The organism is Thermophilibacter sp. ET337, from assembly GCF_024733715.1.
GTDB lineage: Bacteria > Actinomycetota > Coriobacteriia > Coriobacteriales > Atopobiaceae > Thermophilibacter.
Genome location: NZ_JANRHO010000001.1, coordinates 138,664 through 160,500, shown reverse-complemented (window position 1 = coordinate 160,500; position 21,837 = coordinate 138,664). Strand labels below are relative to the sequence as shown.

19 protein-coding genes are annotated in these 21,837 nt (G+C 68.5%); 6 read left to right on the top strand and 13 right to left on the bottom strand.

The features are described 5' to 3' along the window. Window positions 1-19: 19 nt before the first annotated feature. Complete coding sequence (locus NW198_RS00770) at window positions 20-1,582, bottom strand: 4Fe-4S dicluster domain-containing protein (RefSeq protein WP_258339624.1); 1,563 nt, start codon at window positions 1,580-1,582, stop codon at window positions 20-22. 133 nt (window positions 1,583-1,715) lie between these two features. Next, entirely contained in the window at window positions 1,716-2,381 is a 666-nt protein-coding gene (locus NW198_RS00765; RefSeq protein ID WP_258339623.1) for an RluA family pseudouridine synthase, read from the bottom strand. 347 nt (window positions 2,382-2,728) lie between these two features. Here NW198_RS00765 and NW198_RS00760 point away from each other — a divergent pair, with 347 nt between their 5' ends. The 4 genes from NW198_RS00760 (at window position 2,729) to NW198_RS00745 (ending at window position 8,131) form a co-directional block, all read left to right on the top strand. Further along, complete coding sequence (locus tag NW198_RS00760; protein ID WP_309147695.1) at window positions 2,729-4,018, top strand: Fic family protein; 1,290 nt, start codon at window positions 2,729-2,731, stop codon at window positions 4,016-4,018. Window positions 4,019-4,392: 374 nt separating this feature from the next. Continuing rightward, the gene (locus tag NW198_RS00755; RefSeq protein ID WP_258339622.1) at window positions 4,393-5,958 is read left to right on the top strand and encodes an efflux RND transporter periplasmic adaptor subunit; all 1,566 of its coding nucleotides are present in this window, start codon (window positions 4,393-4,395) and stop codon (window positions 5,956-5,958) included. A 2-nt stretch (window positions 5,959-5,960) separates the two neighbouring features. Then, complete coding sequence (locus tag NW198_RS00750) at window positions 5,961-6,881, top strand: ABC transporter ATP-binding protein (RefSeq protein WP_143786105.1); 921 nt, start codon at window positions 5,961-5,963, stop codon at window positions 6,879-6,881. Further along, window positions 6,878-8,131: an ABC transporter permease gene (locus NW198_RS00745; RefSeq protein ID WP_258339621.1), complete on the top strand. Its 1,254-nt coding sequence runs from the start codon at window positions 6,878-6,880 to the stop codon at window positions 8,129-8,131. The genes NW198_RS00750 and NW198_RS00745 overlap by 4 nt, the downstream gene beginning before the upstream one ends. A gap of 198 nt (window positions 8,132-8,329) precedes the next feature. Here NW198_RS00745 and NW198_RS00740 read toward each other — a convergent pair whose 3' ends face one another. The 3 genes from NW198_RS00740 to hisS form a co-directional block, all read right to left on the bottom strand. After that, window positions 8,330-8,650 carry a type II toxin-antitoxin system HicB family antitoxin gene (locus tag NW198_RS00740; protein ID WP_258339832.1) on the bottom strand — a complete coding sequence of 107 codons (321 nt, stop codon included), beginning with the start codon at window positions 8,648-8,650 and terminating at the stop codon, window positions 8,330-8,332. Between the two features lie 439 nt (window positions 8,651-9,089). Then, entirely contained in the window at window positions 9,090-10,043 is a 954-nt protein-coding gene (locus NW198_RS00735) for a hypothetical protein (RefSeq protein WP_258339620.1), read from the bottom strand. 378 nt (window positions 10,044-10,421) lie between these two features. Beyond that, window positions 10,422-11,738 (bottom strand): histidine--tRNA ligase, encoded by a 1,317-nt coding sequence (gene hisS, locus NW198_RS00730; RefSeq protein WP_258339619.1) that lies wholly within the window; start codon window positions 11,736-11,738, stop codon window positions 10,422-10,424. Between the two features lie 246 nt (window positions 11,739-11,984). Here hisS and NW198_RS00725 point away from each other — a divergent pair, with 246 nt between their 5' ends. Further along, the gene (locus tag NW198_RS00725; RefSeq protein ID WP_258339618.1) at window positions 11,985-12,362 is read left to right on the top strand and encodes a DUF4299 domain-containing protein; all 378 of its coding nucleotides are present in this window, start codon (window positions 11,985-11,987) and stop codon (window positions 12,360-12,362) included. Window positions 12,363-12,765: 403 nt separating this feature from the next. On the opposite strand, the gene NW198_RS00720 is transcribed toward NW198_RS00725, so the two are convergent. Continuing rightward, window positions 12,766-13,812, bottom strand: a complete 1,047-nt coding sequence (locus NW198_RS00720) for a branched-chain amino acid aminotransferase (protein ID WP_258339617.1) — start codon at window positions 13,810-13,812, stop codon at window positions 12,766-12,768. 135 nt (window positions 13,813-13,947) lie between these two features. Here NW198_RS00720 and NW198_RS00715 point away from each other — a divergent pair, with 135 nt between their 5' ends. Continuing rightward, window positions 13,948-15,003, top strand: coding sequence for a low specificity L-threonine aldolase (locus NW198_RS00715; RefSeq protein WP_258339614.1), 1,056 nt, complete (start codon window positions 13,948-13,950; stop codon window positions 15,001-15,003). Window positions 15,004-15,302: 299 nt separating this feature from the next. On the opposite strand, the gene NW198_RS00710 is transcribed toward NW198_RS00715, so the two are convergent. From NW198_RS00710 to NW198_RS00680, 7 genes are all read right to left on the bottom strand, one after another. Next, window positions 15,303-15,944 (bottom strand): HAD family phosphatase, encoded by a 642-nt coding sequence (locus NW198_RS00710; protein WP_258339613.1) that lies wholly within the window; start codon window positions 15,942-15,944, stop codon window positions 15,303-15,305. Window positions 15,945-16,083: 139 nt separating this feature from the next. After that, window positions 16,084-16,542, bottom strand: coding sequence for a PIN domain-containing protein (locus NW198_RS00705; protein ID WP_258339612.1), 459 nt, complete (start codon window positions 16,540-16,542; stop codon window positions 16,084-16,086). Then, a complete protein-coding gene (locus NW198_RS00700) occupies window positions 16,539-16,841 on the bottom strand; it encodes a hypothetical protein (RefSeq protein ID WP_258339611.1) in 303 nt (100 codons plus the stop codon). The genes NW198_RS00705 and NW198_RS00700 overlap by 4 nt, the downstream gene beginning before the upstream one ends. Before the next feature lie 200 nt (window positions 16,842-17,041). Then, a complete protein-coding gene (locus NW198_RS00695; protein WP_087313576.1) occupies window positions 17,042-17,668 on the bottom strand; it encodes a DUF47 domain-containing protein in 627 nt (208 codons plus the stop codon). Window positions 17,669-17,756: 88 nt separating this feature from the next. After that, a complete protein-coding gene (locus NW198_RS00690; protein ID WP_258339609.1) occupies window positions 17,757-18,806 on the bottom strand; it encodes an inorganic phosphate transporter in 1,050 nt (349 codons plus the stop codon). A gap of 274 nt (window positions 18,807-19,080) precedes the next feature. Continuing rightward, window positions 19,081-20,196 carry a DNA/RNA non-specific endonuclease gene (locus NW198_RS00685; RefSeq protein WP_258339606.1) on the bottom strand — a complete coding sequence of 372 codons (1,116 nt, stop codon included), beginning with the start codon at window positions 20,194-20,196 and terminating at the stop codon, window positions 19,081-19,083. Window positions 20,197-21,085: 889 nt separating this feature from the next. Continuing rightward, window positions 21,086-21,538: a hypothetical protein gene (locus NW198_RS00680; protein WP_258339605.1), complete on the bottom strand. Its 453-nt coding sequence runs from the start codon at window positions 21,536-21,538 to the stop codon at window positions 21,086-21,088. Between the last annotated feature and the right edge of the window lie 299 nt (window positions 21,539-21,837).

The window sequence follows — 21,837 nt, the reverse complement described above, 5'->3', positions numbered from 1 at the left end:
AGGGGCCGTCCCCCGAGGCCTACTTGCCGTCCTCCTCGCGCTCGAGCGAGGGGATGAGGTCGCGGTACTCGTTCTCGTCCGCGTTCTTGTGCGGGGACTTCTTCGCGTAGCGCTTGACGGCCGCCGCGGTCTTGTTGATCGACTGCAGCGTGCCGGCGCCGGCCACGCAGCCGCCCGGGCACGCCATGCCCTCAAGCAGGTAGCCCGGGTACTTGCCCTTGATGGCGTCCTTCATCATCTTGCGGCAGTTCTCGAGACCCTCGGCGTTTACGACGTTGACCTCGCGCTCCGGGTGCAGGTTCTTGATGACGTTGACCACCGCATTGGCGACGCCGCCCGCCACCGCGAAGCCGCGGCCGTCGGCGGAGGCCACGCCAAAGTCGGAGGCGCCCTCGCCCTCGAGCTTGGTGTACTCGTCGATGCCGGCGCCCTTCATCATGCCCGCCATCTCCTCGAAGGTGAGGACAAAGTCGACCTCCGAGCGCACGGACTTGCGCATGGCCTCGAGCTTCTTGGCCGAGCACGGCCCCACGAAGACGATCTTGGCGTTGGGGTGCTGCTGGCGCAGCATGCGCGCCGTGAGCGTCATGGGCGTGAGGGCCATCGAGATGCACTCGGCGTGCTCGGGGAACTCGGTCTTGGCCATGACCGACCACGCCGGGCAGCACGAGGTGCCCATGAACGGGATCTTCTCGGGAACCTCCTCGAGGAAGTCCTCGGCCTCCTGGACGGTGCAGAGGTCGGCGCCGATGGCGACCTCCTCCATGCCGGAGAAGCCCAGCATCGAGAACGCCTGGCGCAGCTTGTCGACGTTGCCCTTGCCGCCGAACTGGCCCACGAATGCGGGCGCGACCTCGGCGATCACCTCGTCACCGCGGTTGATGGCCTGGATGACCTGGAAGATCTGGCTCTTGTCGGCGATGGCGCCAAAGGGGCAGTTGATCAGGCACTGGCCGCAGGAGACGCACTTCTCATAGTCGATCTGGGCGCGGCCGTACTCGTCCGAGCCGATGGCGTGCATGCCGCAGGCGTCGGCGCAGGGGCGCACGTGGTGCTGGATCGCGTGGTAGGGGCAGGCGTTGAAGCACATGCCGCAGTGCACGCACTTCTCCTGGTCGATGTAGGCCTTCTTGTGGCGGAACGAGATGGCGCCCTTGGGGCAGATCTCGCGGCAGGGGTGGGCCAGGCAGCTCTGGCAGGCGTTGGTCACGCGATAGACGTTGTCGTCGCACGCGTTGCAGGCGAACTTGATGACGTTGATCAGCGGCGGCTCGTAGTAGGTCTCGGGCACCGCGGCGTCGGCGAGGCCGTCGGTGAGGCTCTCGCGCTTGTCCACGCCCTGCAGCGGCAGGCCCATGGCCAAGCGGATGCGCTGCTCGACGATGGCGCGCTCCAGGAAGACCGACTCGCGGTAGGTGGCCACGTCGCCGGGGATGATCTCGTAGGGCAGGTCGCGGATCTTGCGACGAGTGGTTTTCTCGTCGTCTTCCTTCATGTCATAGGCGATCTTGGCCACGTTGGAGAACACGTTGCGGCGAATCTCGGTCAGGTTGGTGTACACGCCACGCATGGTATCGGCCATCTCTGCCCCTCTCCTGGCTGCGGTCACGTCCGTGCCGGCGCCTCCCCCCTCAGAAGGCGCACCTCCTCGTTAGTATCGCACAGTGGGACGGATGCGGGGCGCATGTCTCGGCGGGCGCGGGAAGCGCGGGGCGCTACGGCAGCGCAACCGGCTCCGGCCACAGGCGCGCGGGCCACGCGGTCTCCAGCCGCAGCCGCTCCCCCGTCACGGGGTGGTCGAGCTCTTCGCGCCACGCATGGAGCAAGAGGCCCCGCTTCGAGCGCGCTCCGCCATAGAGCGCGTCGCCCACGATGGGAAAGCCCAGCGACGCCAGGTGCACGCGAATCTGATGCCTCCGCCCCGTCCGCAGCTCCACGAGCAGCAGCGTGCGGCCGTCCTTCTCGGCGAGCCTGCGCACGCGCGTCTCCGCCGGCTTGCCCTGGCCCGGGCGGCACGCGCGCATGCGCCGGGCGTCGTGCCGGTCTCGGCCGATGGGCTGGCGGAGGTTCTTCTCGCCCCAGGGAAAGCGGCCCGAGACCACGGCGAGATACTGCTTGCGCATGTCATGGCCCGCCACCTGTGCGTCGAGCGCCGGCTGCGTGGCGCGATCGAGCGAGAAGAGCACGAGGCCCGTGGTCTCCACGTCAAGGCGCTGCACCGGCTGGGGCCGGACGTCCGCGCGACCGGCGTCGACGAGGTGCTCGGCGACGACGTCCGTGAGCGTGCGCGCGCCCGAGCCGTCCCCGTGCACGAGGATCCCCGCCGGCTTGTCCCAGGCGAGAAGCACCTCGTCCTCGTATATCGCGCGACCCTCGTCCACGTCCCGCCCCCTCTCTGCCGCCACGTTACCACACCGCCGCCCCCGTCCGGCGGGCTGCGCGCGGCAGGCGCCCACGGGCGCGCGGCAGGCGCCCGGCATCCCGCACGGCGAGGGTATGTACACGCGCCCCTGAGGGTATGTACAGTCGCCGGCCCGCCCGTTCTTCTCGGCAAGGCCCTGACCTGCGGCGATGCGGAAGGCGTCACGCGGGGCGGTGTACATACCCTACGGGGTCGGTGCACATACCCTCAAGGGAGGGCAAGACGGGCCCCGCGCGCCACACTCTCCCGACCACAAACCAAGGTTGTTATAATAACCTTGGTTTTTGAACCGACCAAACCAAGGTTATGGGGACGCGCATGGGGACGTACGAAACGGCGTACTGGCTCACAGACACCTGGGGGATGACGCGCCGCGAGTCGCGCAGCGGAGCATATCACCCTTACCGGCCAGATTGCATCTCACACCTTGAGCTTTCGCTGCCGTCTCACGCCGTCAGCGCCGTCGCCTGCGCGGAGTCGGCGATGCGCGAGCTGAACTCGTCCCCCGGGCCCCTCACGGACACCGAGCCCCTCGCGCGCCTCATTCTTAGGGCCGAGGCGCTCGCCTCCTCCCGTATCGAGGGGCTTGAGATGCCCGCAGGACGTTTGCTCGAGTATGAGGCGCTCGACGAGCTTGGCATTCCCCATCGCGTCGACGGGACAGAGGCCGCCGTCATGGGCAACATCATCGCGATGCGGGACGGAGTCGACCGCGCCGCCGAGCTTCCGCTTCTCACGGTCGACGCGCTCTGTGCTATCAACGCCCGCCTTCTCGAGGGAACGGTCGCAGCCCCGTACGCGGGAAGGCTCCGAGGAGAGCAGAACTGGATTGGCGGAAGCAGGGTGAGTCCCCTTGGGGCCGCGTATGTCCCACCGCGTCCCGAGCTCGTGCCCGAGCTGATGGAAGACCTTATGGACTTTTGCAACAACACGGACCTTCCTGCAATCGCGGCGGCAGCGATCGCGCACGCCCAGATGGAGACCATCCACCCGTTTGCCGACGGAAACGGCCGCACGGGCAGAGCGCTCGTTCACGTTATCCTACGAAGAAGAGGCGTCGCACCGCGCGTCGTCCCGCCCATTTCGCTCGTACTCGCTACAGACCGAGAGCGCTACATCGAGCGCCTTGCCTCATACCGGACCACAACCGAGTTGGGAAGCCCGGAATCAAACGAGGCGATCGTTTCCTGGGTGACGTACTTCTCTGACGCCTGCACCATCTCGTGCGAGCGTGCGCGCGCATTTGAGGAGCGCATCGATGACATCCGACGCAACTGGAGAGATGCCCTGCGGCCGCGGGCCAACTCCGCGGCGGATCTGCTCATCGATGCGTTGCCGAGCACGCCCGTGGTGAGCGTGGAGTCTGCCGCCCAACTTATAGGGAGAAGCCGCGAGGCTGCGCGCAACGCAATCTCCTCGCTGGTCAACGTGGGCATCCTCCATCAGAGCGCGAAGAACCGGAAGAGCAACATCTTCGCTGCGCGCGATGTGCTCGACGCGTTCACGTCATACGAGCGCGCGCTCGCCGTTCCCGGCGGAGACACGGCAAGCGAGAAGGTCGCTCGTCACGTTCCGCAGCGGGCGCAGCGGCGCTGAGGAGGAGTCCGGCGGGGCGGCGGGCGCCCGGCAGGCTGCGCGGCGGGCGCCGGGCGAGGCGGGCGCGGCGCCCGGCGCGGGTATGTGCACCCGGCCCTGAGGGTGTGTACAGTCGCCGGAGGGCCCGTTCTTCTCGGCAAGGCTCTGACCTGCGGCGATACGGAGGGCGCCGGACGGGGCGGTGTACATACCCTGAGGGGACGGTGTACATACCCTCAAAAGGCGGCCTGAAGCGGCCCGGCGGCAACGTGACAGTATCGTAAGCCCCTGCCGCTCACCTGCGGTTTTACGACCGTCGGGACGCAACGCCGGGAGCGCCGCCCCGCGCGATGGGCTACGCTCGGACGTGCAGACAACCCAGAGCCGGAGGCATCATGGCCGAGAAGACCGAGAAGGACGAGAAGACCCAGGCAACCCCGGAGCCCACCGGCGTCATCTCCGCGCCCGGCGCCGCGCCCGCCGGCGCCGCGCCCGCGCCCGGCGCCGCGCCCAACCCCGACGAGACCGACGAGGACGTCGAGGCCCGCCTGGCCTACGAGTCGCTCATGCGCCATCGCAAGGCCCGCCGCCGCAAGAAGGTCATCGCCGCGAGCGTGGTCGGCGGCGTCGCGCTGATTGCCGCCATCGCCTGGGGCGTGCTCACAAGCCAGGCCAACCAGGCCGCGGAGGCTCCCCAGCTCCAGACCATGCCCGTCTTTCGCGGCGAGTTCTCGGAGTCCGTGCAGGCCACGGGCTCTGCCCAGCCGCTCTCCTCGGTGGTGGTGACGCCCGAGGTCGACGGCATCATCGAGACCGTCAACGTGGCGGAGGGCTCCGTGGTCCAGGAGGGCGACGTCCTGCTCACCGTCCGCAACGACGAGCTCGACCGCGCCGTGCGCGAGGCCGAGATCGGCGTGCGCAGCGCCAAGGCCGGCGTCTCCTCCGCGCAGGAGGCCTACAACCAGACGTACAAGGAGTACTGCAAGGGCCCCACCTACGTGGACAACGGCGACGGCACCACAACGGAGGTCCCGGCGTCGGCCACCTGGGCCGACGTCCAGCAGGCGGCCACGCAGATCGACTCCGCCAAGCTCACGCTCGAGGGCGCGCAGCAGACCTACGACCAGGCCGTGTCCACGGCCGCCAAGCGCACCGTCAAGGCGCCTGCCTCGGGCTCGGTCGTGGTGATGAACGCCGTGCAGGGCGCGGCCCTCGGCGCGGGCGGCGCGGTCAGCGGCGGGGACGGAAGCTCCTCCGGCACGCTCATCCAGATCGCGGACCTCTCTCAGATGACGGTGAAGGTGCAGGTCAACGAGGTCGACATCTCGCGGATCGCCGTGGGCCAGGGCGCGCGCGTGACCTTCTCGGCCCTGCCCGACGCCCTGCTCGACGCGCAGGTGACCCGCATCTCGACCGTCTCGGCCGCGGACCCCTACGGCTACAACTACGGCGTGGTGACCTACGACGTCGAGCTGCTCATCCCCGACCCCGTGCTCGAGCTCAAGCCCGGCATGACGGCAAGCGTCGAGATCTTGCTCCAGCACGTGCCCGACGCCATGACCGTGCCCGTCTCGGCCCTGGCGACCGACGACGGCCTGAGCTACTACGTCTACGTCATGACCGACGCCGAGGCCCAGGCCTGCGAGCGGCGCGACGTCACCGTGACCGCGCAGAGCTCCACCACCGCGGCCGTCGAGGGCGACCTCGCGGACGGCGACCTCGTGGTGCTGGACCCGTACTCGGTGACCAACGTATCCGGCGGCGAGGGCGGCGCGGCGGGCGGCGGACTCGACGCGGCGAGCGACGCCGGCGACGCGGCGGGCGAGCAGGACGGCGCGCTCGCGGCCGACGACGCCGACGCCACCGTCTCGGGCGGCGCCGTGGCCGACGACCTCGCCGTGATCGAGGGCGAGACGGACGCCGCGACCGCCGACGCCGTCGCGGCAGAGCCGGTGGCCTAGCCATGACGCCCGCCATCGACATCCGCGGCGCCTGGCGCATCTACGAGACCGCGGCCGGCTACACCCCGGCGCTGCGCGGCGTCTCGCTGACCGTGGACCGCGGCGAGTTTCTCGCCATCATGGGTCCGTCCGGCTCCGGCAAGTCCACGCTCATGAACATCCTCGGCTGCCTGGACCGCCCCACCGCGGGCACCTACCTGCTCGAGGGCATCGACGTCACCGAGCTCTCCGAGGACGACCTCGCCCATGTGCGCGCGAGCCGCCTGGGCTTTGTCTTCCAGTCGTTCAACCTGCTGCCGCGCGCCACGGTGCTGCGCAACGTGATGCTGCCGCTCGTCTACTCCGACCTGCCCCCGCGCGACCGCGAGCTCGCCGCCTGGCGGGCCCTGCGCTCCGTGGGTCTGCCCGAGGAGCACTACCTCCACCGCTCCAACGAGCTCTCCGGCGGGCAGATGCAGCGCGTGGCCATCGCGCGCGCCCTGGTCAACGACCCGGCGATCATCTTCGCCGACGAGCCCACCGGCAACCTCGACACCGCCACGGGCGAGATGGTCATGCGCACCTTCCGCCGCATGCAGGCCCGCGGCAAGACCATCGTGCTCATCACGCACGACTCAGAGGTCGCCGCCTGGGCGGACCGCACCGTACACATCCGCGACGGCAAGCTCTTCTCGGACGAGGAGGAGCGTCGCTACCTGGCGGGGCTCGCCGCCCGGGATGCGGCGGCCGAGAAGGACGGCGCGGCCGGGGGCGCCGGCGCAACTGACGCCGAGGTGACCGCGTCCTTCTCGCCCGCTGCCGGCGGCGGACACGCAGCTCCCGGCACGCCCGCGGCAAGCGGCGGACACGCAGCTCCCGGCACGCCCGCTGTCGCCGGCGCGTCAGCCCGTCGCGCGCTGCTTTTGGGGGTGCCCGCCCTATGAGAGCACGCGACCTCGCCTACGAGACCTCCACCGCCCTTCTCGCCAACCGCGCGCGGACGCTGCTCACGGTGCTGGGCATCGTCATCGGCATTGGTGCCGTCATCGCCATGACCGCGCTGATCGACGGCGTGAAGGCGCAGCTCGTGGGGCAGCTCGGCCTCAACATGTCCCGCACCGTCAACATCACGTGCTGGCCGCCGGGCAACCAGTCGCTCGACCAGGACGACATCGAGGAGATCGGTCAGGCGCTTGCCGGGAGCTACGAGTTCGTGACCGGCTTCACGTACACGAGCGCGCAGGCGTCCTCGAGCACCGCCTCGGTCGACTACCTCAACATCAACGCGTGTCGGCCGGAGTACTTCCAGGCCATGGGCTACGAGGCCGCGCGCGGCAGCCTCTTCGACGCCGAGGACTGCGAGGACGGCGCGATGGTCGTGGTGCTGGGCGGCAGCTCGGTCAAGAACCTCTTTGGCTCGCCCGACGCCGACTGCGTGGGGCAGACCGTGCGCATCGGCTCGTCGCAGTACACCGTGGTGGGCGTGGTCGACGAGGGCTTCACCTACGACAACGACACCGCCTACATGCCATCCGAGACCGCCGTGACGCGCCTCATCGGCCAGGGCGGCTACGGGAGCTGGCAGATCATCGGCTTTGCGCGCGAGGGCTCGGACATGTACGCCGTGGCCGCGGAGACCGAGAGCTACCTCTACACCCGCTACAACATCCCCTACCCCGAGCCGGACCAGACGAGCTTCTCGAGCGACGAGGGCTACGTCTACGTGCAGACCGCGCAGGAGCTCATCGACCAGCTCGACGCCACCACGGCGACCTTCCGGATGCTGGCGCTGGCTGTGGCCGGGATCTCGCTTCTGGTGGGCGGCATCGGCATCATGAACATGATGCTCACCAACGTGACCGAGCGCATCCGCGAGATCGGCCTGCGCAAGGCGCTGGGCGCGCGGCGCGGCGACATCACGGGGCAGTTCCTGCTGGAGAGCGTCACCATCTGCATCGTGGGCGGGGCGCTCGGGATTGGCGTGGGCTACGGGGGCGCGTGGCTGCTCGCGAGCGTGGCGGGCTCGGCGCTGGGGTCGATGATGGGCGCGGGCGAGGCCATCGTGCCCGTGATCTCGCCGGCGACGGTTGCCATGGCGACGGGCATCTGCGTGGGGATCGGCGTTGTCTTTGGCTGGTACCCGGCGCGCCGCGCGGCCAAGATGGACCCGGTGGAGTCGCTGCGCTATCAGTGACGGTGGGGCCCTTCTCGCCCGCCGGCCGCCCCCTTCGAGGGTATGTACGCCCCACCCTGAGGGTATGTACACCGCCCCGGCCGCACGTTCTTCTCGGCAACGCCCTGACCTGCGGTTTTGCAGTCATCGCCAAGCGGCGGGGTGTACATACCCTCACGGGGCGGTGTACACACCCTCAAGACTCTCGATCGGCGCAGGCTAGATGCGCGCTGCGACCAGCTGGTTGATGGAGACGCCTGCCTCCGCCGCCTCCATTGCGACGCGTCGATGCTCCTCCGGCGGAATGCGTAGAGAGAGGTGCCCGGAGTAGCGACGGGATCCCATGGGAAGCGGCGCCTCCCTCCCCTCCCCCTCAAGGATCTCCAGCGCCTCCCGCACGACGTCGACCATGCCATGGAGCGCCTCGTCCTGCGTGTCACCCAGGCATGAGAGGCTTGGAAACTCCAGCGTCGACGCAACGAAGCATCCGTCGGCTTCGGACCGGAAGACGCGGTACGTGTATGCGCGCGGGTCATGCATGGCGCTCACGCTCCAATCGCTCGATCGCAGACAGCAGCTGTCGGACCTGGTATGCCTTGGCGAGCTTACCGCTCTCCTGGAGGTTTACAAGCGGGTCACCCTGCCACGGCATCGAGAAGAAGTGGTGAGACCCCCGGATTCGCGGCGGACCAAAGAAATGCGTTGCAACGCGGAGGGCATCTCTGAAGCTCACGCCGCGAGGGTTTGTCCTCATGAGCGCGAGGATGGTCTCTACTGATGGCATCTCCTCAACTCATATGATAGCGTATATGGTATCAGATTTACTTGAGCTCGCAGGATGGATGGCGCACGTCCCGCCGTTGAGGGTATGTACACTGCCGCAGCCGTACGTTCTTCTCAGCAGCGCTCTGACCTGCGGGTTTACAGCCCGCACCAAGCGGCGGGGCGTACATACCCTCCAAGCACGAAGCCTCGGACGCTAAAGGGCGAGAAGCTCGCGGACCAGGGCGCGCTGCCGCAGCCGATACTCCTCGCCGTCGGGCACCTGCCGCCCCGCCTTTGCCATGACCTTGCGCACCAGCTCGTCGAGCATCAGGTCGTTCGCAAGCATGCCCGCAGCGACGGAGCGCACCATCCACCCCAGGTCGCGCGGCCCCTCGTTGCGCGTGTTGTCCTCATCGATCTTTGCCTTGGTGCGGTGCCAGAGGTAGCTGTCGTACTCGAGGATAATCCCCCACTCCGGCCAGCACAGGTCAACTGTGAGATAGGGCTTACCGAGCGCAATCTGCAGGGATGGGGGAATGTCGATACGGCAGTTGAGGCTAGGCATTGGCAGCCCGCATCCGCCAAGCTCGACGGGAAGCGTGAAGAGAAGGACCACGACGGTCTCCATCGGCGAGCGCGAGCCCTCGATCACGTACGCAAGCGCCTCCCTCGCGCGACGCGCCCCGTAGCCGTGGTTATCCGCGAAGTGGGCAACGAGATCGTCCAGCTTTGCGAGCGGAGGCCTGTTGTGAAACCCGCTCTTCGCGCGCGGGGAGCGCGCGTACCCGCCGCAGATCTCCATGCCGACGGCGGCGCCTCGCGCGGGGCTGGACCCGGCTGCCATCTGCTGCAGGCAAAAGCGCGGCGACGCAATGAGAATCTCATCGGTGAGCTGGTAGAGCGAGCCCTCCGGGAGCTCGGTCGACCACACGTGGCAGCGCAGCCGCCGCGAGCGTATGCGTCCCGTCGGAGAGGCAACGAGGATGTGGAGGGGACGATCCGCGGTAGCCTCGATGCGAGCTCCTGCGAGGTCGATGTCGGGGAGGCACGCGGCGGCGGGAAGCGACCACGCCCCGTTTGCCGGAGGGTCGCAGGGCTCGCCCAGGCGCTCGGCAAGGCCGAGCTCCGCCCAGCGCGCAAGTGCCGATATGTCGCAGATCGTAATCATGCGCCCCATGGTAGCGGGGCGGACTTGCAGGGCCCTGACGCCTGGCTGACGGCACGCTTTCGACGGGCTGACGACCGGCTTTCTGGGGCGGCAAGCGTACCTGCTCAGGAAGGCCGTGCAAAAAATGCCTGATGGAGGGCTCACCGAGGCCGAAGGGGCAAACGCCCACAGCAACCACACAATGCGGGGAGGAAGGCAGGCGCGGTGGGCCATGTCCGCTCTGAGGGTATGTACACTGCCGAGGCGGCACGTTCTTCTCGGCAAGGCTCTGACCTGCGGCGATGCGGAAGGCGTCACGCGGGGCGGTGTACATACCCTCAAAAGCGGGCCGGCCGTGCCGACGGCAGGCGAGAAGACCGGGCGAGAAGGACGTCCGCCTTAGTCCAGGCGCGCCCTCACGGCATCCACGAGCTCCGCCATCGGGACCTGGACCTGCTCGTGGCTCTCCATGTCGCGCAGCGTGGCAGCGCCCGCGGCGACCTCGTCGGCCCCGAGCACCACGCAGACGCGCGCACGCAGCTTGTCGGCCTGCTTGAACTGGCTCTTGAGCGAGCGGCCCTGGTAGTCAGCCTCGGTGCGCACCCCGGCCCCGCGCAGCGCCAGGCATGCGTCGAAGGCCGCGGCGCGCTCGTCGGCCCCGCCGGTCGACGCCACGTAGACGCAGCTCGGCTCCTCGCCGCCCATCTCCACGCCGGCGGCCGCCAGCGCGAGCGCGATGCGCTCGAAGCCCACCGCAAAGCCAAGGCCCGGCGTGGGCTTGCCGCCCTCGAGCTCCACGAGACCGTCGTAGCGACCGCCGCCGCCGATGGCGCCCACGCCCGAGCCCACGGCCTCCACCTCAAAGACCGTGCGGGTGTAGTAGTCGAGCCCGCGCACGAGCGTGGGGTCCTCCACGTAGGTCACGCCCGCGGCGTCGAGGTAGCGCTTGACCGCGGCGTAGTGGGCGGCGCACTCCTCGCAGAGGTTGTCCGGTGCGAGCGGCGCGCCCTGCATGACCTCGCGGCAGTGGTCGTTCTTGCAGTCGAAGGCGCGCAGGGGGTTGATCTGCGCACGCTCGAGGCAGTCCTCGCACATCTCGTCCGCGTGGTCGAGGATGAAGGCGCGGACCTTGTCGCGGTAGGCGGGGCGGCACGCGGCGTCGCCCATCGAGTTGATGACCAGGCGCAGGCCCTCGCGCGCAAAGCCCAGGCGCTCGAAGTAGGTCATGAGCATGATGATGCACTCGGCGTCGGCCGCGGGGTCGGCGGCGCCCAGCCACTCGACGCCCACCTGGTGGAACTGGCGCAGGCGCCCCTTCTGCGGGCGCTCGCCGCGGAACATCGCCTCGGCGTACCAGAGCTTTGCCGGGGCCGCGCCCTGCGGCACGAAGTTGTTCTCCACCGCGGCGCGCACTACGCCCGCCGTGCCCTCGGGGCGCATGGCCATGCGCTGGCGAGGCTTGAGGCCCGCCTCCGTGCCCTTCTCGAGCAAATCGCCAAAGAGCGCGCCCGAGACCACGCGGAACATCTCCTTGCGCACCACGTCCGTGGACTCGCCGATGCCGTGGACGAAGGTGTCCACCTGCTCGATCGCCGGCGTCTCGATCATGTCGAAGCCGTAGGAGCCAAACAGGTCGCGCGCCACGTCCTGCATCCTCTGCCAGGCGCGCATGTAGCTGCCGAAGAGGTCCTCGGTGCCCTGAACCTTCTGTCCCATCTGCGGGTCCCTTCTCGCATGGTTTCCAGCCTCCCAGTATAGCGCGGGCGGCCGCGCTGCCGCCACGCCGGTACCGCGCGGCCGACGCGCGCCGCCACGCCTCGCCGCTGCGCGCACCTCCCCGCGTCGTGCGCACCCCGCTTTGGCGCGCACGACGCCGAGAAGTGCGCCCGACTGCGGCTCTCCGGCTGAGGCACGCGCCCCGGCGTGCTACGCTGTTCGCGTCCGCCGAGGTAGGGAGGCACGATGGGACTGCTGGACAGGCTGCGCGGCAAGAAGGAGCCGGACGTCTGGGAGGGCGCGGCCAAGCTGCCCCCGCGCTTCTATCGCGACCAGGACGACGGCCACGTCATCGGGATGTGCCTCCTGCACGAGGACCGAAAGACGATGCTCCCCCGCCATCCGCAGACGATGTACCAGGTGAGCGACGAGGACGTCTTTGACTGGCGGCTTCTGCTCGTGAGCAACGAGGCAGGCGACCTGCTCGCCACGCTGGACTACTTCGAGGCGCTCGAGCTCCTCGAGCCGGGCGCGCTCGCGACCGACGCCACCTTCATCCTGACGCCCGAGCTGACCACCGCCCAGCTCCGCGACCTCGCCGTGCAGTCGTACTCCGCCCAGTAGCGGCCGCGCGCCAGCCGTCGCGCGGCGCGGGCACGGTGCTGCCCGCTTGCCGGCCCGCATGGGCGCTCCCGCCGGCCCGCGTGGCTCGCTTGCCGGCCTGCGTAGGCGCCCCCGTCTTGAGTGGGCAAAATGCCCGGGCCATCTTCCCTGCCGCGTCCTGCGTGGGCAACGTTTTCGCAGGTACTTCTCTCCCCCCTCGCTTGAGTGGGTACCTATACTTGCCCACTCAAGCCACAAAGAGGAGGATGCCCGAGCACCACAAGCCAGCCGGTAAGAGAATCCCCTCTGAGACGACCGCCCCGCCGGCCTCCGGCCTTCCGAGCAGGAGCTTTCGCGAAGCGCAGTCCTGCGTGAAGGTCGGAGGCCGGCGGGGCGGCATCCCCGAATCAGAGGTTCTTCTCGCCTAGCAGATCTTGACGACCCAGCCCTCGGGACCGGCGATCTCGCCGTCCTGGATGCCGGTGAGGGTCTCGCGCAGCTTGGACATGACGGGGCCCACGTGCTCCATGCCGCCCTCGCCGAAGATGACCTCGGTGTCGCCGTTCACGACCTTGCCCACCGGAGAGATCACGGCCGCGGTGCCGCACATGCCGCACTCGACGAACTCGCCCGCGGCGACCTCCTCGAACTTGACCGGGCGCTCCACCACGGTCATGCCGAGCATCTCGCTCGCCACCTGCACGAGGCTGCGGCGCGTGATGGACGGCAGGATGGAGTCCGTGGCCGACTGGGGCACCACGAGCGTGCCCTCGCGGTCGACGAACAGGAAGTTGGCGCCACCGGACTCCTCCACGAAGGTGTGGGTCTGCGGGTCGAGGAACATGTTGTCCGCGAAGCCCTCGGCGTGCGCCTGGACGCTCGGGTAGAGCGACATGGCGTAGTTGAGACCGGCCTTGATGGCGCCGGTGCCGTGGGGCGCGGCGCGGTCGTACTCGGGGACCTTCACGGCAACGGGCTTGACGCCGCCCGAGTAGTACGGGCCCACGGGCGTCACGAGGATGCGGAACTGGTACTCGTCGGCGGGCTTGACGCCGATGACCTCGCCGGTGGCCACCATGAACGGGCGCACGTAGAGCGTGGCGCCGGAGCCAAAGGGCGGGACCCAGGCCTCGTTGGCGCGCACGACCATCTTGACGGCCTCGACGAACTTGTCCTCCGGGAAGGGCGGCATCACGATGCGGCGCGCGGAGTCGGCCATGCGGGAGGCGTTGAGGTCCGGGCGGAAGCAGACGATGTCGCCGGTCTTGGTGGTGTAGGCCTTGAGGCCCTCGAAGACCTCCTGGCAATAGTGGAAGATGCCCGCGCACTCGGAGAGCGTGAGGGTGTGGTCGGTGGTGAGGCCGCCCTCCTCCCAGGCGCCGTCGCGATAGTTGCAGACGTAGCTGTAGTCCGTGGGCTGGTAGGCAAAGCCGAGGCTGCCCCAGTCGATGTCCTTCTTCTCCACTGCCATGATTGCCTCCCTGCCGGGATCGCGTGCGATATGTGCTGCGAAGACGATAAACCCTTTCCGGGCGCGGGGCGCGCCCGGTTGCGGAGGTTGTAACATTGCGGCGTAGGCACGATCCGAGAGGAACCGAGGCACACCATGCGCATGTTCCGCAACGACTACTCCGAGGGCGCGGCGCCCGAGATCATGGCCGCGCTCGTGGCGACCAACGACGAGCAGACCGTCGGCTACACCGAGGGCGACGCCCACTGCGAGCGGGCCCGCGAGCTCATCCGCTCGGCGTGCGGCCGCGACGACGTTGACGTGGAGTTTTGCATCGGCGGCACCTCGGCCAACGTCATCGGCGTGACGGGGCTGCTGCGCGACTGGGAGGGCGCCGTCTGCACGCCGGACGCCCACATCAACGTGCACGAGACCGGCGCCGTGGCCGCGTGCGGGCGCACCGTGCTGCCCACGGACGACCGCGACGGCTTCCTCACGCCCGAGGCCGCCGAGCGCGTATGGCGCTTCCAGACCTCGACGGGCCGCCACATGACGCGCCCGGGCTGCGTCTACATCTCCAACACCACCGAACTCGGCGGCGTGTGGGACCTCGCGCGCTTCGACGCCATCTGCGACTGGGCGGACGGCCACGGGCTGCCGGTCTTCCTCGACGGGGCGCGCTTGGGCTCCGGCCTCACCTCGCCTGCCGCCGGCGGCCTCACGCTGGAGCACATCGCCGAGCGCTGCGGGGCCTTTTACCTCGGCGGCACCAAGAACGGCATGCTCATGGGCGAGGCCATGGTCATATCCGACCCGCGCCTGCGCGAGGCCTTTCCGTATTTGCAGAAGGAGCGCGGCGGCCTGCTCGCCAAGGGCCGCCTGCTCGGCGTGCAGTTCGAGGCGGCGTTCGCGCCGAGTGCGGACGGCGGCGAGGCGCTCTACTGGCGGCTCGCGCGCCACGCCAACGCGTGCGCGCTGCACCTGCGCGACGGCATGACTGCCCTGGGCTTCGAGCCGTACGGCGACTCCGCGTCCAACCAGCAGTTCTTCGTGATGGCGCCGGCGCAGCGCGACGCCTTCGAGGCGGCGTGCGGCTGCGAGACCTTCTACGAGTTGCCGGACGGCCAGGTGGTCGCGCGCTTCGTCTGCTCCTGGGCCACGGGCGACGCGGACGTGGACGAGCTCCTGGCGCTCGCCGCGACGCTGGCCTAGCGTCACGAGGCCGGCGCGGCCGACGCGGCTGCAAAACCGGCCTTCGATCCATATCTGAGGCCGGCGCGGAACAAAACCCGCCTTCGATCCATGAGTTTTTGGGCCTTGAGCCCCCGTCCACAGGGCGTGCGACGACGTTTCCGCAGGAAACCGTCGCGCGCTCGCTCTTTGAAACGGGCAAGAGGCCCATTTTTCCATGGATCGAAGGCGGGTTTTGTTCCGGCGAAGCGCCGAATATGGATCGAAGACGACTTTTGCGGTCCGCCGCGCGACTCTGTGAATTGGGGGCTGTCCCCAACTTACAGGTGCAGGCCCACGAAGGTGTCGATGAGCTCGTCGGCGGCGCTCAGGTCCTGCCCGATCGCGCAGCGCGTGCAGCCAAACGTGTGGCAGCCCGCCGCCTGTCCCGCCGCGACGCCCGTCGACGAGTCCTCGAAGACCACCGTATGCGCGGCGTCCACGCCCAGAAACTCGAGCGCACGCCGGTAGGGCTCCGGGTCCGGCTTGCAGCGCGCGACCATGTCCCCAAAGACCATCACGTCAAAGAGGTCGGTCGCGCGCAGGCGGTTGAGCGCCGTGAGGACGCAGCGGGCGATCGTCGTCGAGACCAGGCCCACGGCCACCCCGCGCGCCCGCAGCCCCTCGATGAGCTCGCGCGCACCCGGCTCCAGCTCGAGGTCGGCCTCGGAGTAGGTGCGGTAGCAGTAGTCGCGCAGGCGCTCGTAGTCGTCGATCGTGTACGGCGAGCCGTGGCGCTCCAGGATCGGCGGCACCACCACGCGGTCGTCCCCGCCGGAGAGCGCGTGGAGCTCCTCCTCGGAGATGGGCACGTCCAGCTGCTCGAGCACCTCCCGCACGAGCACGAGGTTGTGGCGCTCCGTGTCGCAGAGCGTCCCGTCAAAGTCAAAGAGCACGGCGTCGATGCGCTCCGGACGCGCCATCGCGGCCTCCTTAGGTCGGCGGTCGGGCAGACGGACGATTGGTGGCAGTAGTGTAGCAGACCACCGCTGACCTGCATGTCAAAGCATTTTGACACGCCCCGTCAACCCTCCGCTCCCACCGCAGCGCTGAGGCCTCGGCTCAGAACGCAACCTCGTCGTACGCGAGGTGATTGCGCTGCTCCATCCACGAGAAGAACTCCTCGGGCGTGCGCGCGGGTATGGCCGAGCGCCCAAAGTCGCGCGCGTTCCTCGTCACGATGACGGACGCGTCGATGCTCGTGGCAACCTGGTACACCAGCGCGTCCTCGAAGTCGGGCCAGTCGGAGTCCAGCGCGCGGTCGACCTCGCGCTCTCCCGGGGCGCACACGCGCACAAAGCGCCTCAGTGCCCGCAGCGCATCTCGCGCCGCAGACACGCACGACGGGCGCCCGCCGTTGCTCAGCACGTAGAACACGTCGGTCACCTGCGATGAGCTCATCCAGAGCTCATAGTCCCCCATCTCGGCAAAGACCATGAGCTTCCGCGCAAGGCCATAGAAGTCGCCGCGTCGGGCGAGAAAGTCAACGAGCACGTTGCTGTCCACGAGCACGCGAATCATCGACCGTCCCCCATCAGGCCGTCGTCGGAAAGCCGCTCCATCCGAGCCTGTCTCACGTCCATTGCCGCAAACCGCGCGTCAAGCTCGACCTTGGGCACGGCGTCCACCGCCGCGACTGCGGCACGCAGCCGCTCTCCCCGCTCCTCCTCGGGAGCCGAGAAGGGCAGCGCGCGCCGGGAAATCACATAGTCATACAGCTCATTGATCACCTGAGAAGCATTGGTCCCCAGCTCCCTGAGCACCTGGTTGCCCAGCTCCTTCTTTGCCTGAGACATCCGCCCCGTAACCATCGCGTCCACGGTCCACCTCCTCGAAGCGTTGTACCGTACAACAACTATATCACGCCACGCCCCCCACAGCGGTAAGAGAACCCGCCCAGAGACGACCGCCCCGCCGGCCCCTCTGGCTTTCTAAGCGGAATCTTCCGCGAAGCGCAGTTCCGCGTGAAAGTCAGAGGGGCCGGCGGGGCGGCAAGCGCGCGATGGACGTTCTTCTCGCCCTACGCGTCCTTCATGATGATGTCGCGCACGATGCCGGAGACGCGGTCGCACGCGTCGAGGCAGAGCTCCATGCGGTCGAAGATGCGCAGCCACGTGACCGCGTACTTGCCGGAGGCGTCCTCCTCGTCGGAGAAGAGACGGCGCAGCGCCTGCTGGTAGACGGTGTCGCCCTCGTCCTCGACGGTGCCCACGCTGATGGCCTTCTCCAGGACCACGCGGTCCTTCTTGTAGTCGGGCAGGTGGTTGATCATCTCCTGCATCTCGTGGACCGCGTGGACCGTGAGCTCGGAGATCTGCTTGGCCTCGATGCGCAGGTCGCCGATGTTGAAGAGGTCAAGGCGCACCGCCACGCCGTACATGGAGTCAACCACGTCGTCCAGGGCGAGGGCGAGGCTGGAGATGTCCTCGCGGTCGATCGGCGTGATGAAGGAGGTGTAGAGCTTGGCCATGATGGCCTTCACGCGCTCGTCGGCCTTGGACTCGTAGACCTTCATCTGCGGGATGGAGCTCATCGAGTCGGGGAAGTTGCAGATGATGGTGTTGTACTCGTCCGCCGCCTCGACGATGAGGGCCGCGAACTCCTTGAGCATGGTGTAGAACTCGTCTTCCTTCTTGATGCGGGGCATGTGGACTCCTTCGGTTGCGTGGGGACGGGAGCGATAAGAGGCGATAAGGGCGGTCGAGAAGAACGTGCGGCCGGGCGCGTGCCCGGGACTAGAACAGCACGAGGAAGAGCTTGGCGAGCACGTAGCCGATGATGCCGCAGCCCGGGAACGTGCAGACCCAGGTGAGGACCATCTCCTTGGCGACGCCCCAGTTGACGGACTTGGGGTCCTTGGCGGCGCCGGCGCCCATGATCGCGGCGGTCTTGGTGTGGGTGGTGGAGACGGGAAGGCCGGTGAGCGTGGCGATGAGCAGGCTCGCGGTGGCGCTGACGGAGGCGGCGAAGCCCTGGTACTTGTCCAGGCGCACCATCTCCATGCCCACCTTCTTGATGATCTTCTTGCCGCCCACGGCCGTGCCGATGGCCATGACCGCGGCGCACAGCACCATGATCCAGAGCGGGAAGCCGCCCATCTCGCCCACCGTCAGGTTGAGCGAGAGCGCGATGGCGAGCATTGCGGTGGACATGAACTTCTGACCGTCCTGCGCGCCGTGCATGAGGGCCACGCCGGCGGCGCCGAGGACCTGCATGCGACCAAAGAAGTTGTTGGCCGTACGGCGGTCGGCGTTCTTGCAGGCGATGGGGATGACCTTGGAGATGATCCAGCCGGCGAGAAATCCCAGGACCGTGGAGAGCGCGAGGCCGTAGACGACCTTGACCCACTCGCCCATGTTGACGCCGTCGAGGCCGCCGGACACGGCGAGCGCGCCGCCGGTGAGGCCGGCGATGAGGGCGTGGCTCTCCGAGGTGGGGATGCCAAAGGCCCAGGCGCCCAGGCCCCAGGCCACGATGCCCACCGTGGCGGCCGCGAGCGCGATGAGCGCGGCGTGGGTGTCTCCGCCAAAGTCCACCATGCCGGAGATGGTGTCGGCGACGGCCGTGGAGATGAACGACATCGCCACGAGACCCACGAAGTTGCAGATGACGGACATGAGAATCGCCGAGTCCACGTCGATCGAGCGGGTGCCGACGGGCTCGGCGATGGCGTTGGCGGCGTCCGTGGCCCCGTTGACGAAGATGGTGCCCATGACCAGGAGCATCACGATCACAAGGAACGGGTTGGTGGAGAGGACGCCCAGGAACTGTTCGAAGCTAATCAAGTGCGCTCGCTTCCCTTACCGGCCGCGCGCGGCCAATTGTCACATCTTTGTAAATGCTTGATAAGGATAGCGTAAAGCGTGGCGCGTCAAGGGCGAGAAGGACGGTCGGTCCTGCCGCTCGCCGCTGCTTACAAAGCCCTTACATTGGGCTGCCGGATGGCTGGCGCGGGGCTGCGGAGCGGGCGTGGGGCTGCCGGGCTGCCGGGTGGCTGCGGGGCAGCTGCGGGGCTGACCGGTGGCTACCGAGTGGGTGGCGTGGAGCTCCCCGGCAGCGTCACGGATTGCAGCGCTTGCAGGGGTCGAAGCCCTGGGCGATGGCCTCCTTGCGCGCGCCCGTGAACTCCCGCTTGTTCTTCTCGCTCATCTGCTTCACCGAGGAGCACCCTGGCAGGTGAAACTTGTCGGTGTTGACGTTCAGGATGTAGGTCACCTCGGCGGAGGCCGCCGGGTCCTCGACGGGCTCGGACTCCGGCTCCGGTGCGGGCTCCGGGGCGGTGCGCCAGCTGTCGCCCGTGGCGTAGTCGATCCCCACGCCCGGCTGCACGTTGTAGCAGAAGACGTTGTAGGAGAGGCCGGCGCCCCCGTCCTCGTAGGAGATCGCCTCGAGGTGCACGCCGCGGCACACGAGCTCGTCGCCCGAAAACACGGGCTCCGCGCGGAAGATCACGTGGCTGCCCGTGCGCTCCACGTAGTCGGCGACGTCGTTCTCGTAGGAGAGCATGCCCTCCATGTTCATGTAGCGCGTGCCCGTGACAAGGTCTCTCGTGTTGGCGTTCTCGCCCGTGAGCTGGTAGGCGATGAGGTGGCAGCGGTTGTAGAGGTACTTCCCGTCCACGAGGTCGTCGTAGCGCACGGTGTGCCAGCCGGAGGGCCTGACCATGCCGATGGAGCCGCGCTCCTCGGTGGGCATGGTCTCGAGGCCCACGAGCGCCATGACCACTCCGCAGCGGCCGAGGGAGTCGAGCGGGCTGTAGCGCTCCGTGAGGCCCTCGGCGTCGGCGACGGTGAGCGTTGGGGCGTTGCCGTTGACCGCGACGACGGGGCTGCCGGAGTACTCGGGGACCTGGGAGAGGTCGAAGGTCGAGCGCTCCGGGGCAGCGGCGGGGACCGGGTCCTGGGCAGGCTCGGGTTCGGGCTCGGGCGCCGGCGCAGGTTCAGGTTCGGGTTCAGGCGCGGGCGCAGACTCGGGCCCGGAGTCCGCGTCTTCCGCCGCCGAGAGGGTGACGGGCTGCTCCTCGTCAGCCTCCCGTGAAGCTTCCTGCTCGATGGGGGTCGGCTCCGCGGGAGCCTCGTCCTCGGAGCGCGAGGGGATGCAGCCCAGCGCGGCAGCGATCAGGAATATGGCGAGAAGAACCTTGAAACTGCCGCGTCGCCTTGCCTTGGCCGCCATGTCGCATCACCCCTCTAGCTGGGTAAATGCTAGCAGCTCAACGGAAGATTGACGGGAGGTTCCGGGGAGCGGCGCGAAAGCTCCCCGGCAGCGCGCGACGGCGACGTGCGGCGGCTCCGGTGCTTACAAAACGCCGCCCATCGCGCGCGGCGGCGCCGTCGTGCTTAACAATCCTCGCGCATCGCAGGGGCGCCCTTCTCGGTGCTTAGACTTTGCCGCGCGTCGCAAGGAGCAAGGCGCGGTTGCTTACGGAACGCCGCCCATCGCTCGTGGCGGGTCTCTTCCGGCAGCGGGCCGCTGCGATGGGCAGCAATGGTTAAGCGCCGAGAAGAACGTGGATGCGACGGCCAGCGAATAGTAAGCGCCAAGAAGCACGACCGTACGATCCACAAGGACGGCTAAGCGCCGCGGGCAAAGGGGGCGGCGGGGAGAGGGCCGGGGCGGGCCAGCGGCGCGGGCGTTGCGGGTTTGGGGGCCATGGCACGGCGGCGCGATTCGGCGTTGCGATTATGACGGACGTGGCAGGCAGGTACAGCGCTGAACGGGCCACGGGCGCCAAGGCGGCCTCTATCGCAGGGGGAATGTTGCAGAATCGCGGGCCAGGGCGCGACGCGGACGCGTTCTTCTCGCCCAACGCCGGCGCGTGGCCCTAGGCGCCGTGCCATGGTCCCGGAATGCGCAACGCCCCAAAGCAAATCCGTGCCCCGGCCGGCAAAAGCAAAACACCGGGCGAGAAGAACTGCGGGGCAGGAGCGTCCGGGGCACCTGTCAAAGCGGGACGCCCTCCCCCGGCCGGGAGAGAGCGTCCCGATGGAAGTGGCATCCGCCTATCGCCAGCCGCGCCTGCGGAGCACGGACGCGATCGGCCTCAATGAGGCTATACGCCCCACTAGCCAATCCCCTCGTCGACCCAGCCGAGTCCGACGAGCATGTCGCGCTCGGCGGCGTCGATGGTGTAGTTGTGGGTGCCGGTCGTCGCGTTTGGGTTGTACTGACGGTAGAGCGGGGTGCCGTCCGACCCCGCAGAGTACCAGCCTATCCCCTCAAAGACCCAGCCCACGGAGTCGAGCATGTCGCGCTCGGAGGCGTCCAGCGTGTAGTGGTGGTCTCCGGCGTCGGGGTTGTAGAGACGGTAGACGGGCCTGTCGGAGGTCGCCGGGGCAGTCCAGCCCACGCCCTCAAAGACCCAGCCCACGGAGGTGAGCATGTCGCGCTCGGCCGTGGACAGCGTGTAGAAGTGCTCTCCCGAGTTGGGGTTGTACAGACGCGCCATCGACATCGTCGAGCCCTCGTCCTGGACGGAGAGGACGACCTGGGTGAGGTCGCAGAGCGGGACGGTCACCTTGCCTCCGCTGACGGGATGGGTGCCCCTGAGCTCGGCATGGCGCTCCGTGGGGTTGAGGCCGATGACGTCCGCCCGCCACGTCCAGACGTCGACGAAGGAGCCATTGTGGCGGGCGTCAACCGGGAAGGTGACCCACGCGACGCCGAAGTCATCCGACCACTCGACCGACCCGACGACCAGGTCAAAGTCAAAGACGCCGACGACCTCGCCGTCATTTACGGCGGAGACGAGCCCGGAGGCCGCGGGGTCAGAGGCGGAGAGGCTCGTGGCCGTGGCGCTGAAGTTCCCGGTGCCAG

Excerpts from the sequence above, each read along its gene's own strand:
- NW198_RS00770 (WP_258339624.1), bottom strand. The coding sequence starts at position 1,582 with ATGGCCGATACCATGCGTGGCGTGTACACCAACCTGACCGAGATTCGC.
- NW198_RS00760 (WP_309147695.1), top strand. The coding sequence starts at position 2,729 with ATGGGGACGCGCATGGGGACGTACGAAACGGCGTACTGGCTCACAGAC.
- NW198_RS00755 (WP_258339622.1), top strand. The coding sequence starts at position 4,393 with ATGGCCGAGAAGACCGAGAAGGACGAGAAGACCCAGGCAACCCCGGAG.
- NW198_RS00750 (WP_143786105.1), top strand. The coding sequence starts at position 5,961 with ATGACGCCCGCCATCGACATCCGCGGCGCCTGGCGCATCTACGAGACC.
- NW198_RS00745 (WP_258339621.1), top strand. The coding sequence starts at position 6,878 with ATGAGAGCACGCGACCTCGCCTACGAGACCTCCACCGCCCTTCTCGCC.
- NW198_RS00740 (WP_258339832.1), bottom strand. The coding sequence starts at position 8,650 with ATGCATGACCCGCGCGCATACACGTACCGCGTCTTCCGGTCCGAAGCC.
- NW198_RS00735 (WP_258339620.1), bottom strand. The coding sequence starts at position 10,043 with ATGATTACGATCTGCGACATATCGGCACTTGCGCGCTGGGCGGAGCTC.
- hisS (WP_258339619.1), bottom strand. The coding sequence starts at position 11,738 with ATGGGACAGAAGGTTCAGGGCACCGAGGACCTCTTCGGCAGCTACATG.
- NW198_RS00725 (WP_258339618.1), top strand. The coding sequence starts at position 11,985 with ATGGGACTGCTGGACAGGCTGCGCGGCAAGAAGGAGCCGGACGTCTGG.
- NW198_RS00720 (WP_258339617.1), bottom strand. The coding sequence starts at position 13,812 with ATGGCAGTGGAGAAGAAGGACATCGACTGGGGCAGCCTCGGCTTTGCC.
- NW198_RS00715 (WP_258339614.1), top strand. The coding sequence starts at position 13,948 with ATGCGCATGTTCCGCAACGACTACTCCGAGGGCGCGGCGCCCGAGATC.
- NW198_RS00710 (WP_258339613.1), bottom strand. The coding sequence starts at position 15,944 with ATGGCGCGTCCGGAGCGCATCGACGCCGTGCTCTTTGACTTTGACGGG.
- NW198_RS00705 (WP_258339612.1), bottom strand. The coding sequence starts at position 16,542 with ATGATTCGCGTGCTCGTGGACAGCAACGTGCTCGTTGACTTTCTCGCC.
- NW198_RS00695 (WP_087313576.1), bottom strand. The coding sequence starts at position 17,668 with ATGCCCCGCATCAAGAAGGAAGACGAGTTCTACACCATGCTCAAGGAG.
- NW198_RS00685 (WP_258339606.1), bottom strand. The coding sequence starts at position 20,196 with ATGGCGGCCAAGGCAAGGCGACGCGGCAGTTTCAAGGTTCTTCTCGCC.